Genomic DNA, 13216 nt, shown 5'->3' with positions numbered 1-13216 from the left:
CGATCACGGCTCAAACCCGTCAGTTCCTTACAGACCCCCTGAAGGAGCCCGGTGTTTTGCTGAATTTAAAGACTGCATTACTGCTCGGCGCGTTGCTGTTGTGCGGCAACGGCGCACTGCAGGCCGCGGCCACCGCGCCTGAACCCGAAGCCCCGGCCAAGCCGGAATTGCTGGTGGAGGGCGGCCTGCTTGGGGCGATCAGCTCCAGCATCGATGATGTGCAGCAGAAGCTGGACCTCAACCAGAACTTCATTGACGAGTGGCGGCTGCGGGCCGACCGGGCCGCGAACGAAGTCGGGCGTCTGGTCGACCAGACCGCTGCGCGCTCGCCATGGAGCGTGGCCGGGGATTTCCTGTTGCTGTCCGCCGTGTGGATCGGCGCGTTTGCCGTGCTGACGCTGGTAGGCCGCGTTGTCGTGCGGCGCTTGGGGCAGCGTGGTTTTTTCCAGCGCCGGGAGCGTCTGCTGGCGGTGCTCGGGTATGTGGTGCCCTACACCGTCCCCGCCGTTATCTGCCTGCCGTTGACGCTGTATGTCAGCCACTTTTTAGCCACCTCCGTGGGCCGGGCGCTGGCGCTGTGTTTTGCCTACGCCACCAGTAGCGGCATCTTTTCCACCTCGATGCTGCTGTGCGTCATTGTCATGTTCAACCTGGGCCACAAACGCCCGGCGGTGCGGTTGATCCGCAACTACTGTCCAAAACCGCTGTTCCTGATCGGCTTCTTGGCGGCCCTCAGCGACGCGCTGACCAGTCCGCAGATCGCCCGCCAGCTTGGCGGCAATATCACCAGCAGTATCGCGGTGTTCACTGGCCTGTTCGCCACGGTGATCTTCGGTGTGCTGGTGGTGCGTCTGCGCCGTCCCGTGGCGCATCTGATTCGCAATCGGCCGCTGGCCCAGCGTCTCAAGCATCCGGCATTGCAGCAATCATTGCGGGTATTTTCCGGGCTCTGGTACTGGCCGATCCTGCTGATGGTGCTGGTCTCGGCAATCAACCTGATCGGTGCCGGCGACGATAATCAAAAAGCCCTGCGCTGTGCCTTGTTTACCACCATTTTGCTGATCGGCACGGTGTTCCTCAGCACGGTGCTGCAACACCTGTTCAAGTCCCGCAGCCAGGTGGCGATCCAGCGCAGCAGCGCCTACAAGGAGCGCTTCCTCAGCCTGTTGCATGCGGTGTTGCGCATCGTCATGGCGGTCGCCTTTATCGAAGTGCTCGGGCGTATCTGGGGCGTGTCGTTGTTCGAGTTTGCCCAGCGCAACTCGGTGGGCCGGGCGATCAGCGATTCCCTGAGCAGTATTGGCCTGATCCTGCTGATGACCTGGTTGTTCTGGGTGGTGCTCGATACGGCGATCCAGGAAGCCTTGAAACCGCCTGTCAACAAGCGCTCCAGCCGCCAGCCCAGTACCCGGGTGAAAACCATTCTGCCGTTGTTGCGCAACGCGGTGAAAATCATCCTGGTGGTGATTTGTGCGATCACTACCATGGCCAACCTGGGCATCAACGTCGCGCCGTTGCTGGCGGGTGCCGGTGTGGTCGGCCTGGCCATCGGTTTCGGCTCGCAGCAACTGGTGCAGGACGTGATCACCGGCCTGTTCATCATTATCGAAGACACCCTGTCGATCGGCGACTGGGTGGTGCTCGACTCCGGGCATGCCGGTACCGTCGAGGGCCTGACCATCCGTACCCTGCGCCTGCGCGACGGCAAGGGCTTCGTGCATTCGGTGCCGTTCGGGCAGATCAAGGCGGTCACCAACCAGTCGCGCCAGTTCGCGTATGCGTTCTTCTCGGTGCAGTTCACTTACGACACCGATGTGGACAAAGCCGTGGAGCTGATCCGCGAGGCCGGGCAGTCGATCCGCGACGACGTGTTCCTCAAGTACAACCTGCAAGGGCCGCTGGAGGTGTTTGGCGTCGACAAGATGGACCTTAACGGCGTGGTGCTGACGGCGCAGTTCCGTACTGTGTCGGGTGGGCAATATGCGGTGAGCCGCGCGTTCAACCAGCGCTTGAAGAAGCTTGTGGATAACTGCGATGAGGTGCATTTCGCGCAGACTTATCCACAGCAGGTGTTGTTGCCCAAGCGGGTGGGGCAGGAGCATGAGGTGGAGATGACCGAGCAGCCGCGTGCCGAGTGATTGTGGCGGCTGAGCCGGCGCCATCGGGGGCAAGCCCCCTCCCACATTTGAACGGTGTTCACAAATCCAGTGTGGGAGGGGGCTTGCCCCCGATGAGGCCCTCAAACTCACCGCCTGAGCAACTTCTCCTGAATCGCCTGCTGATCCACCTCCAGCAACACCTGCTGCTTACCCCCCACCATCACCCCCGCCGGCACCCCATCCCGGTACACAATCCGATTGCCACTCACCGCCGGCACTTTGCTTCCCGGTAGCAGTGTGCCGACCAGGTTCAGCGGGTCAGCCCCGCACACCGCGACCAAGCTTGCGTCATGGGGCCGGCGTCGCACTTCACGCAGCAACGGGATCGCCTCGGGCAGTGCAAATTGTTCCCCCGCCAGGCCACTGACAAACCGCCCGCCGCGAATCTCGCCCCGCGCTTCCAGGCGGTGGTAGGTGCGCAGCAATTCCCGCCAGCTCGGCAACCAGTCCGCCTCGCGCTCCAGCAAGCGCCAGAACACCACCCCATAGCGGCGCAGCAGGGTCATTGCCACATGCTCCAGCGTCTCGGCCGAATGCGCACCGGGCTCGCCCGGCGCGCGGCGAATCAACGCCCAGCGCCCGGCATCGTCCATGCCGCCGATGAAGGCGCCGCGTCCACGCCGGCTGCTGCGCGCCTGGCGTTTGCTGGCGGGCGTGGTCAGGGCGCGCAGTCCAGCGAAGCTGTCGGCATTCACCAACCCCGCGCCGACCAACTCCTGCAGCGCGGTTTCCAGCTCGCTGCGCAGCAGATGGGCTTCATGCACCAGCTCATCGAAAAACAGCGCGCCCTGTTCGCGCAGGGCCAAATGGACTTTCTGCGCCTTGGGCGACAGCGTCGTGCTGTCGGTCTGTTCGGTCAGCCCGCTCCACAACGGCACCTGGCTGCGCGGCAACAGCACGATTGGCGTGCTGCGCAAGGCCATGGCGCCAGCCTTGTGGCTCAGGCGCGTCCACACCAGCTTGCCGCTGCGGCACAGGTCGTCGAGCCAGGTCGAGGCGTAATCCTTGATACGCGCACTGAGCAGGTCACTGTCCCAGGCCGAGGTGGCGGCGGCATAGCCTTCGAACTGGGCGACTATCTGCGGCAATACCGCGCTGCCCTGGCCGCGCGTGCTGTCGGACAAGTGCTGCCAGTCAAACAGAAAGCGCATGAAATCCTGCAGCGCGACCGGTTCGATTTCCCGGCGCAGGCGCTTGACCGTATAGCGATGAATACGCGCCAGCAGATGCCGTTCGCACCATTGCTCATCATTACAGCCCGGGCTGAAGTGGCCGCGCAACACGTAGCCTTCCTGCTCCAGCCGCGCCAATCCCTGGGCCACGGTGGCGGGCGGCAGGGCCAGGGGCGCGGCAATCTCGGGCAGCGTCAATGGGCCGAAACCGCCCAGGCGCGCACGCAGTACCTCCACCAAGGCCTCATCGAATGTCCACGGCGCGTCGAAACCGGGCAGCAACGGCAGGTTGTGCGAGTAGATCGCCTGCAGGCAACTCAAGCGTTCCACGGCTACCCACAGGCCGTTGGGCAGTGGATAAGCGCGTCCGGCTTTGTTCAGCGCCTGCAGCCATTCGGCCCACTGCGGCGTGACCTCCTGCTCTGCAACACAGGCCAGGCTCATCAGCGCTTCGTGCATTTCATCCGGCCCCTGGGGCGCCGGCCAGGCTTCCTCGCATACGCCGGCAATCGCCTCGGCATCCAGTGCGCCGAGGTCGTCGGTGCTTTGCGGGTCGCTCCAGCGGCGGTTGAGCACGGCCTGGGTGCGGCGTTCCTCCAGCGGCGCGTCGTCGAGAAAGGTGTAGGGGCGCGCGCTGAGAATCTCGGCGGCCATCGGCGAGGGCGCGGGCAGGTCACGGCTGACCATGCGCACGTCGCCCGCTTCCATGCGCCGCAACAGGGCCAGCCAGCCCTCGCTGTCCATGGCTTCGTGCAGGCAGTCATCGAGGGTTTGTTCCACCAGCGGATGGTCGGGCACTTCGCGTTCGCCGGCGAGGTTTTCCAGGCAGGCAATCTGGTCGGGAAACACACTGGCGATCAGGTCTTCGCTTTTCATGCGCTGGATCTGCGGCGCCACCTTGCGCCCGCCGGTATAGCGCGGCAATGCCAGGGCCACGCCGGCGTTCCAGCGCCAGCGCACGCCGAACAACGGCGCATCCAGCACCGCCTGGATCAACAGGTGTTCGGCGCTATTGCTGTTGAGGTAGCGCCACACGTCATCCAGCGCAAAGCTGTGGCTGGTGGACAGCGACAGCACAATCGCATTTTCGCTGGCCGCCGCTTGCAGCTCGAAGTTGAAGGTGCGGCAAAAGCGTTTGCGCAGGGCCAGGCCCCAGGCGCGGTTGATGCGGCTGCCAAAGGGCGTGTGGATGATCAACTGGGTGCCGCCGGACTCGTCGAAAAACCGCTCCATGATCAAGGTGTCCCGGGACGGCAAGGCGCTGAGGGCCAAGCGCGCGCGGGCCAGGTAATCCAGCAGTTGTTCGGCGCTGGCGCGGTTCAGACCGAGGGTGTCGGTGAGCCATGTCTGCGCCGGTTGCAGATCGCCCGGGCTGGCGCTGAGCAACTGGTCCAACTGCCCCTGCAAACGGGCCACTGCCGCCGACAACTCGTTGCTGCGCCCTGGCGCTTCGCCCAGCCAGAACGGAATGGTCGGCGGCTGGCCGTGGGCGTCCTCGACGCGCACCTTGCCGGCTTCCACCCGCAGTATGCGGTAGGACGTATTGCCCAGCTGGAAAATATCGCCGGCGATGCTCTCCACCGCAAAGTCTTCGTTGACGCTGCCGATGTTCAGGCTCTGGGGCTCGAGCAACACGCTGTAGTCGGCGTTGTCGGGGATGGTGCCGCCGCTGGTCACGGCGGTGAGCCGGGCACCACGGCGGCCGCGCAGGGTATGAGTGACCGCGTCGCGGTGCAGATAAGCGCTGCGGATACCCTGGCGACCATTGTAGCCGTCGGCGAGCATGTGCAGCAGCGCCTGGTAATGGCGCTCGTCCAGCGCGGCATACGGCGCGGCACGACGGATAAGCGTCAGCAGGGCCGCTTCGGACCACTCGCGGGCGCTGACCTCGGCGATGATCTGCTGGGCCAGCACGTCCAGCGGCGCCACGGGGATGTGCAAGGTGTCGAGCTCGCCACGGCGCACGCAGTCGAGGAGGGCGGCGCACTCGATCAGGTCGTCGCGGGTGGTGGCAAACAGCCGGCCCTTGGGCGTGCCGCCGACCTGGTGCCCGGAGCGGCCGACCCGTTGCAGAAACCCGTTGATCGAGCCGGGCGAGCTGATCTGGCAGACCAGGTCCACATCGCCGATATCGATTCCCAGCTCCAGCGACGCGGTGGCGATCAGCACTTGCAGCTCACCGGCCTTGAGGCGTTGCTCGGCGTCCAGGCGCATCTCCTTGGCCAGGCTGCCGTGGTGGGCGGCCACCGCCGTCTTGCCCAGGCGCTCGCTCAGATGCCGCGCCAAACGTTCGGCCAGGCGCCGGGTGTTCACGAATATCAGCGTGGTGCGGTGTTCGCGCGCCAGCTCGGCGAGGCGGTTATAGACCAGTTCCCACACGTCATTGGCCATCACCGCCGAGAGCGGCACCGGCGGCACTTCGATAGCCAGATCACGCGGGCGGGCGTGGCCGATGTCGACGATGGCGCACTCGCGGCCGGTGCCGACCAAAAAGCGCGACACCGCGTCGATGGGCTTTTGCGTGGCCGACAGGCCGATGCGCGTCAGCGGCTCGGCGCACAGGGCCTGCAGGCGCTCCAGGCTTAACGCCAGGTGGCTGCCGCGCTTGCCGGCGGCAATCGCGTGGATTTCATCGACGATCACCGTGCGCGTGCTGGCGAGCATCTGCCTGCCCGAGTCCGAGCCGAGCAGCACATACAGCGATTCCGGGGTGGTGACCAGAATATGCGGCGCGCGCTTGCGCATCTGCGCACGGTCTTTTTGCGGGGTGTCACCGGTGCGCACTGCGGTGCGGATCACCAGCGGCGGCAGGCCTTGTTTTTCAAGATGCTCGGTGATGCCGGCCAGCGGGTTTTGCAGGTTGAGCTGAATATCGTTGGACAGCGCCTTGAGCGGCGAAACATAGACCACCAGGGTTTCATCGGGCAGCTGGCCGCCGTTGACCAGCCCTTGGTGGACCAGGTCGTCCAACACCGCGAGAAAGGCGGTCAGGGTCTTGCCCGAACCGGTCGGCGCGGCGATCAGCGTCGAACGGCGCTGACGGATCAGCGGCCACGCCCGGGCCTGCGCGCCGGTCACCGAGGGGAAAGTACTGCGAAACCAGGTACTGACGGCGGGGTGGAAGCCGTCCAGTGCCTTGTCTGTTGAGTCGGGAAGGTTCATGTAGTGATTGATACCCGCCGCTCCAACAAGTTGCAAACACCTACTTTGTCCGTGACGGTTGCGCTACAAACCCGCAAAATGCAACGATTCTGGAATAAACCTACGGCAAGGCTCACGCGCCTGCCGACAACAACCATCGTTCCAAACAGACCGGGCCTGCTCAATCTATGCGAATGCGCCTTATGTTACTGGGCGGCGGGAATGCCCTCGGGCAGGCGCTGATTCGCCTCGGTGCAGAGGAAGACATCGGTTTCCTCGCCCCCAAACCGCCCCAAGACGGCTGGGATGCCGCGAGCCTCACCCAATTGCTCGACGACACACGTCCCGATGCATTGATCAACCTCGCCTACTATTTCGACTGGTTCCAGGCCGAAGCCGTCAGCGAAACTCGCCTGGCTTCCCAGGAATTCGCCATCGAACGCCTGGCCGAACTGTGCCAGCACCACAGCATTACCCTGGTGCAACCGTCCAGCTACCGAGTGTTCGATGGTTCCCGCGCCACTGCCTACAGCGAAAAAGACGAACCGGTACCCCTGGGCCTGCGCGGCCAGGCGTTGTGGCGTATCGAGCAGAGCGTACGCGCCACCTGCCCGCAGCATGTGCTGCTGCGGTTCGGCTGGCTGCTGGATGACAGCGTCGACGGCACCCTCGGCCGCTTCCTGGCCCGGGCCGAACAGCCGGATGAGTTGTTGATGGCCGACGACCGTCGCGGCGCGGGTGATCATTTCCGTGCTCAAGCAACTCGATTGCGCGGCGCCGCTGTGGGGCACCTACCACTACGCCGGTCATGAGGCGACCACGCCGCTGGCGCTGGGTCAGGCGATCCTCACCGAAGCGCGTAATTTCCACCCGCTGGCCATCGAGTCGCCGACGGCCCAGGCGCACGCGGCGCGGCCGGATGCAGCGGACGAGCCACAGCACGCGGTGCTGGCCTGCAAGAAAATCCTGCATACCTTCGGCATCAAGCCACGGGCATGGCGGGCGGGATTGCCGGCGCTGCTCGACCGCTTCTACCGCCACACCTGAAAACAACATAGAACCCAATGTGGGAGGGGGCTTGCCCCCGATAGCGGTGGACCAGTCAATAAATTGTCGACTGACACTCTGCTATCGGGGGCAAGCCCCCTCCCACATTGTCATGCAGCGTTATTTAGAACTTGTAGCCGATACCCACCATGTAGACCATCGGGTCGACATCCACATTGACCTTGGCCCGAGTGCCCTGGCCCAGCGCGTTGTTATCCACAGTCGCCTTGGTGCTGATGTCGATATAACGCGCCTGGGCGTTGATCATCCATTTGTCGTTGATCATGTAGTCGGCGCCGATCTGCGCCGCCCAGCCCCAGGAGTTCTCGGCCTTGAAGTTGCTGAAGCCGGCTTGCTCGGCGCGGCTGCCGACGTGTTCGTCGTAGATCCAAGTGTAGTTGATACCGGCACCCACATAGGGTTGGAACGCCGATTGGTGGTCCAGCGGGTAGTACACGACGCTCAGGGTCGGCGGCAGGTGTTTGAGTGTGCCGAGCTTGCCGTTGGCGGCGCCGAGGGCGGTGTTCTTGATCTTTACATCATGCTCGAACGGCGTGGCGGCCAGCAGTTCGATACCGACGTGATCGGTGATCATGTAGGCGAAGTTCAAGCCCAGTTGGGTGTCGCTGCTCATGGTCGCCTTGCCGCCCAGGTTGGCGCCGGCCAATGGGCCCTGGTCAACCTTGACACTGCTGCTGTCGGCCTTCGGGTTCACGGTGATTGCACCGGCGCGAACCAGAATGTCACCCGCCTGGTGGGCGTGGGCGACAGGGGCGACGAGGGCGAGCGCGAAGAGGGACGCGCCGAGCAGAGACTTGTTCATGGGAGCTCCAAAAGGACGTTAAAAGTTGTACGTCCAATGGTAAAGATCGTTCCGCCTGATCTTTTGATTCAGCTCAATGAAAGGCTAACCACGCCGCAAAAAACTGTGGGAGGGGGCTTGCCCCCGATAGCAGAGTGTCAGTCAACGATTTATTGACTGGTCCACCGCTATCGGGGGCAAGCCCCCTCCCACATTTGATCTTCGGTGTGTTCGCAGGCGGTGATTATTCTTCCAGCTCGTACATATAGATCTTTTCGGCATCCATCTGGTAACCGGCATCGGCCAACTCACTGGACGACGGCTTGACCTGCATCGCGCCTTCGATCCAGTACGGCTGGTACAGCTCATCGAGTTTCACCCCGACTTCGCTTTTCACGTGCACGATCTGGTTCGACGGCGGTGGCGGCACATGGATGCACGCGCCGAAATACGGCACCAGCAGAAACTCGGTGGTGCGGCCCTCTTCGCTCACCTCCAGCGGCACGATGTACCCCGGCAGGCGAATGTGCCGGCCGTCCAGGCTCTGCACCACCGGCGCGTTGGGCAAGTCCTGTTTGGCGGCGGGCGCGGCCTCGACGGACAGGGCATCGGCCATGTTCGACAGGTCGTGCAGCGGTTTCATATTGGGCACTTCCGGTGGCGTATCCGGTGGGATCATTTCCTGCCACGACAAATCCCGGGGCTGCTCCTCGGCCCAGGCAGGTACGGCCACCAGCAGCAACAGGGCAAACAGGGCACGGCGCATCGACAGCTTCCTCATAAACGAATGGACAGCCCATCGGCCAACGACTGGCGATAGGCACGCCATGCGGGCACGCTGCCCATCAACAGCGCCGCCGCCAGGATACCGGCGAGCAGCGTCCATTCATATTCGCTCGGCCATGCCATCGGCAGGTCCAGGCCGTAGTTGGCCTGCAAATAACCCCGCGATGCGGCAATGCACAGGTACAGCAAGCCAAGACCTGCCACCACGCCGGACAGGGCCAGCGCGAAGGCCTCGAAGATCAGCAGCGTTGCGATATGCCACGGGCGTGCGCCCACCGAACGGAGGATCGCCATCTCGCGGCGGCGTTCGTTGAGGCTGGTGAGGATCGCCGTGAGCATGCCGATCAAACCGGTCAGCACCACGAACAACGAGATCACGAACAAGGCTTTTTCGGCCGTGCCCATCATGCTCCACAGCTCTTGCAGCGCCACGCCCGGCAGGATCGCCAGCATCGGCTCGCCACGGAATTCATTGATTTCCCGTTGCAGCGCGAAGGTGGAAATCTTGTTGTTCAACCCGAGCATGAACGCGGTGATGGCTTGCGGGGTCAGGTCCATGTTGCGCGCCTGATCGGCGCTGATACGGCCTTTGCCCTGGGCCGGGACACCGTTGTGCCAGTCGATGTGGATCGCTTCCATGCCGCCGAGGCTGATATGCAGCGTGCGGTCCACCGGCGTGCCGGTGCGCTTGAGGATGCCAACCACGGTGAAGGGCTTGTCATCGTGCTTGACCAGGCTGACCACCGCCACGCCATGGGCCAGCACCAGCTTGTCGCCGAGCTTGTAGTGCAGGGCGTCGGCCACCTCGGCGCCGAGCACTACCTCGAACGGGTCGGTGGCGAAGGCGCGGCCGCTGGCCAGTTCAAGGTTCTGTTTGCGACCGTACTGGTAATGCTCGAAGTAGGAGGCGTTGGTGCCCATCACCCGGTAACCGCGATGGGAATCGCCGAGGGAAATCGGGATCGCCCATTTCACCTGGGGATTGGCCGCGAAGTGCTCGTAGCTGTCCCAGCGGATGTTATTGGTGGCGTTGCCGATGCGAAACACCGAATACAGCAGCAGGTTCACCGAGCCCGAGCGTGCGCCGACGATCAGGTCGGTGCCGCTGATGGTGCTGGCGAAGCTGTTGCGCGCTTCAACGCGTACGCGTTCCACCGCCAACAACAAGCACACGGAAAGCGCGATGGCGAAGGCGGTCAGGATGGCGGTAAAGCGGCGGTTGGCCAGGCTGGCCATGGCCAGACGAAACAGATACATCTCAAACCTCTGCGGGCATGGCGGCGCGATTAAGTTCGGCCAGCGACAGGTTGCGGTCGAACAGCGGCGCCAGGCTTTGGTCGTGGCTGACAAACAACAGGCTGGCGCCCGCTTCGCGGCATTCGGCGAACAGCAGTTGGATGAATGCTTCGCGGGCGTCGTAGTCGAGGGCCGAGGTGGGCTCGTCGGCAATCACCAGTTCCGGTTGACCGATCAGCGCCCGGGCGGCGGCCACCCGTTGTTGCTGGCCGATGGACAGCGAATCGGCGCGGCGCTCGAGCAAGTCCGGGTCTTTCAAACCCAGGTGCGCAAGCAAGGTCGCTGCGGCCTGGTCCACACTGCCGTGGCGCTGGGCCGCTCGTTGTGCGCGCAGTTTTGAGAAGTGGCAAGGCAGCTCGACATTTTCGCGCACCGACAGAAACGGCAGCAGGTTGAACTGCTGGAAGATGTAGCCGGTGTGGTCCACGCGGAAGCGGTCACGGGCACCGGCAGACAGTTCGGTCAGCTCCTGGCCGAGCAGGCGAATGCTGCCTCGGCTGGGTTTCTGCACACCGCCAAGCAAGCCGAGCAAGGTGGTTTTGCCACTGCCACTGGGGCCCTTGAGAAACAGGGTTTCCCCCGGCTCCAGGCGGAACGCGGGGATGTCCAGCAACTGCGGGTGACCGGGCCAGTTGAAGGCAAGGTCGGACAGTTCGATCAATGCATCGGTCATGTGAACTCAGAACTTCAGGGTGGCTGCAGTGGCGGTCGCGTCAGCACCTTGCTGGCCGCTCGGGCCGATCAGTTGTACCTGAATTTTCCGGGTGGCGGGGAAGGTCTTGAACACCTGGCTCAGGTCCAGGTTGCTCAGTGCCTCTGGCTTGGCGCAGGTGAACTGGTAGTGAGCATGGATTTCGCTGTGGTCATGATGATGCTCATGGGCGGCGGCGCCTTTGCCGTCGGTAGCATGGTCATTGTCATCGCCATCGTTGTCATCATCGTGATCGGCTTGCGGCTTGTCACCGAACAGCGGGCTGTTGAGTTCCTGGGAACTGACGACGCAACCGGCGGCCTTGGGCAGGTTGAACAGTGCCAGCGGAGTTTCCAGCTGCTTGCGCGCTGCGGCGACTTTGGCTTTGTCGGCGGCACTGGTGGCTGTGTGTTCGAAACCCACCAGGTTCATTGCCGGGCTGTCCAGCTCAAGCTCCAGGCTCTGGCCGTCCAGCACCGCATTGAGGCGGCCGACGCCGTGTTCGTGAGCGCCGAGGCTGCCGTGCTCATGATCGTGATCTTCATGGGCATGGGCGACAGCCAGAGGCAGCAGGGCAAACGGCAAAGCAAGCAGCAGACGGCGCATGACAGGACTCCACAGATGAAAGTTTTGTTATGTGATCTTATAACAATAACGCCGAGAGTTTGACCGTCCGCTTGGCGTTGCGCAAGCTGCATGGGAGCATGCCCGTCAGAAAAATGCAGGAGTAGGGATGATGTTGCGAATTCGTGGAACCGTCGGCGACCTGCCGGTGGACTTGACCCTGGAGCTGGACGACAGCGATTGGGCGCGGCTGGGCGCGCAATTGCAGGCCGCCCCGGTGCCGGCTGCGTCGACTGCGGTACCGGTCAGGCAAAGTGAGGATCTATGGCAGAACGCCCAGGACCTGTTGCGCAACGCCGGGCAGCTCAGCGGCCTGGAGCTGCTCGATCAACTGGAAGGGTTGGCCGGCGATGCCGCTGCGGGCAAGCGCCTGCTGGTGCGCTTGCGTCACAGCGCCAAGGTGAAGGTGACCAGCGGCGCCGACACGCCGCTGTACATCTGGATCGATTCTTTGTAGGAGCGAGCTTGCTCGCGAAAAACGCATAGGCACCGCGTTCATTCAGGATGCCCGCGTTATCGTTGACGGCCTTCGCGAGCAAGCTCGCTCCTACAGGGTGAGGGTTAGTACAGCGCGGCAAACAGTTTGCGGCGGTACACCGTGACCAGCGGGTGATCGTTGCCCAGCAGTTCGAACACCTGCAGCAAGGTCTTGTGTGGCAAGCCTTCGCTGTAGCTGCGATTGCGGACAAACAGCTTGAGCAGGCCTTCCAGCGCGGCGTCGTATTGCTGGCGCGCCAGTTGTTGAATGCTCAACTGATAGGCCGCTTCGTCATCCTGCGGGTTCTGCGCCAGACGGCTTTTCAGGTCGGCGGCGTCCGGCAGGTCGGCAGCCTGGCGCAGGAAGGTGATCTGCGCCTTGGCCCCGGCGAGTGCGGCCTTGTGGTCATCGCTTTTTACCGCGTCCAGCACGGTTTGGGCTTCATCCAGTTCACCGCGCTCGGCCAGGCAGCGGGCGTAGAGGATCAGCGCCGCGGCGTTGGTGTTGTCTTCGCCCAGCAGCGCAACCAGCATGGCTTCGGCATCGCTGATGCGGCCCTCGGCAAACGACGCCTGGGCCTGCTCCAGCGGATCGGCCGCAGCCGGTGGCGGCATCTGCACATGGGGCTCGAGCATCGCCCGCACCGCCGACTCCGGCTGCGCCCCGGCAAACCCATCCACTGGCTGACCGTCCTTGAACAGCACCACCGTCGGCAGGCTCTGGATACCGAAACGCGCAACGATATCCTGCTCGGCTTCGCAATCGACCTTGGCCAGCAGCAACTCACCGCGGTAACTCTCGGCAATCTGCGCCAGCATCGGCATCAGCGCCTTGCATGGCGCGCACCACTCGGCCCAGAAATCCACCAGCACCGGTTTTTCGAAAGAGTTCTGAATCACCGCCTGCTCGAAGTTGGCGGTGGTGACGTCAAAGATGTACGGCGTGGGCTCACTCATGAGGCGTCTCGAATAAAGCGGGAATGGGGGCAACTATAAGGGCTGGCGCGGTTGGCTGAAAGCA

Annotated in this window: 9 protein-coding genes and 1 pseudogene; 3 read left to right on the top strand and 7 right to left on the bottom strand. The window is 63.6% G+C overall.

The window, feature by feature from the left end; translation table 11 throughout:
• Positions 1-56 precede the first annotated feature (56 nt).
• Entirely contained in the window at positions 57-2138 is a 2082-nt protein-coding gene (locus MRY17_RS22975; RefSeq protein WP_243352921.1) for a mechanosensitive ion channel family protein, read from the top strand.
• Positions 2139-2245: 107 nt separating this feature from the next.
• Here MRY17_RS22975 and MRY17_RS22970 read toward each other — a convergent pair whose 3' ends face one another.
• A complete protein-coding gene (locus MRY17_RS22970) occupies positions 2246-6493 on the bottom strand; it encodes a DEAD/DEAH box helicase (RefSeq protein WP_243352920.1) in 4248 nt (1415 codons plus the stop codon).
• Positions 6494-6660: 167 nt separating this feature from the next.
• Here MRY17_RS22970 and MRY17_RS22965 point away from each other — a divergent pair.
• Positions 6661-7519: pseudogene (locus tag MRY17_RS22965) on the top strand (sugar nucleotide-binding protein).
• Positions 7520-7643: 124 nt separating this feature from the next.
• Here the strand turns inward: MRY17_RS22965 and MRY17_RS22960 are convergent.
• The 5 genes from MRY17_RS22960 to MRY17_RS22940 form a co-directional block, all read right to left on the bottom strand.
• Complete coding sequence (locus MRY17_RS22960) at positions 7644-8342, bottom strand: OmpW/AlkL family protein (RefSeq protein WP_057724846.1); 699 nt, start codon at positions 8340-8342, stop codon at positions 7644-7646.
• A 223-nt stretch (positions 8343-8565) separates the two neighbouring features.
• A complete protein-coding gene (locus MRY17_RS22955) occupies positions 8566-9087 on the bottom strand; it encodes a DUF3299 domain-containing protein (protein WP_243352919.1) in 522 nt (173 codons plus the stop codon).
• A gap of 11 nt (positions 9088-9098) precedes the next feature.
• Positions 9099-10364, bottom strand: coding sequence for an ABC transporter permease (locus tag MRY17_RS22950; RefSeq protein ID WP_057724848.1), 1266 nt, complete (start codon positions 10362-10364; stop codon positions 9099-9101).
• Between the two features lies 1 nt (position 10365).
• Complete coding sequence (locus MRY17_RS22945; protein WP_181283550.1) at positions 10366-11076, bottom strand: ABC transporter ATP-binding protein; 711 nt, start codon at positions 11074-11076, stop codon at positions 10366-10368.
• Between the two features lie 6 nt (positions 11077-11082).
• Positions 11083-11700 carry a DUF2796 domain-containing protein gene (locus tag MRY17_RS22940; protein WP_243352918.1) on the bottom strand — a complete coding sequence of 206 codons (618 nt, stop codon included), beginning with the start codon at positions 11698-11700 and terminating at the stop codon, positions 11083-11085.
• 130 nt (positions 11701-11830) lie between these two features.
• Here MRY17_RS22940 and MRY17_RS22935 point away from each other — a divergent pair, with 130 nt between their 5' ends.
• Positions 11831-12175, top strand: coding sequence for a hypothetical protein (locus tag MRY17_RS22935; RefSeq protein ID WP_243352917.1), 345 nt, complete (start codon positions 11831-11833; stop codon positions 12173-12175).
• Between the two features lie 104 nt (positions 12176-12279).
• Here the strand turns inward: MRY17_RS22935 and trxA are convergent, their stop codons facing one another.
• Positions 12280-13152: a thioredoxin gene (trxA, locus tag MRY17_RS22930; protein ID WP_191953571.1), complete on the bottom strand. Its 873-nt coding sequence runs from the start codon at positions 13150-13152 to the stop codon at positions 12280-12282.
• Positions 13153-13216 lie beyond the last annotated feature (64 nt).

This window comes from Pseudomonas orientalis (genome assembly GCF_022807995.1).
Classification (GTDB): domain Bacteria; phylum Pseudomonadota; class Gammaproteobacteria; order Pseudomonadales; family Pseudomonadaceae; genus Aquipseudomonas; species Aquipseudomonas orientalis_B.
Note: the sequence above shows the minus strand (reverse complement) of the source record. Positions and strands in the feature narration are given on the sequence as shown.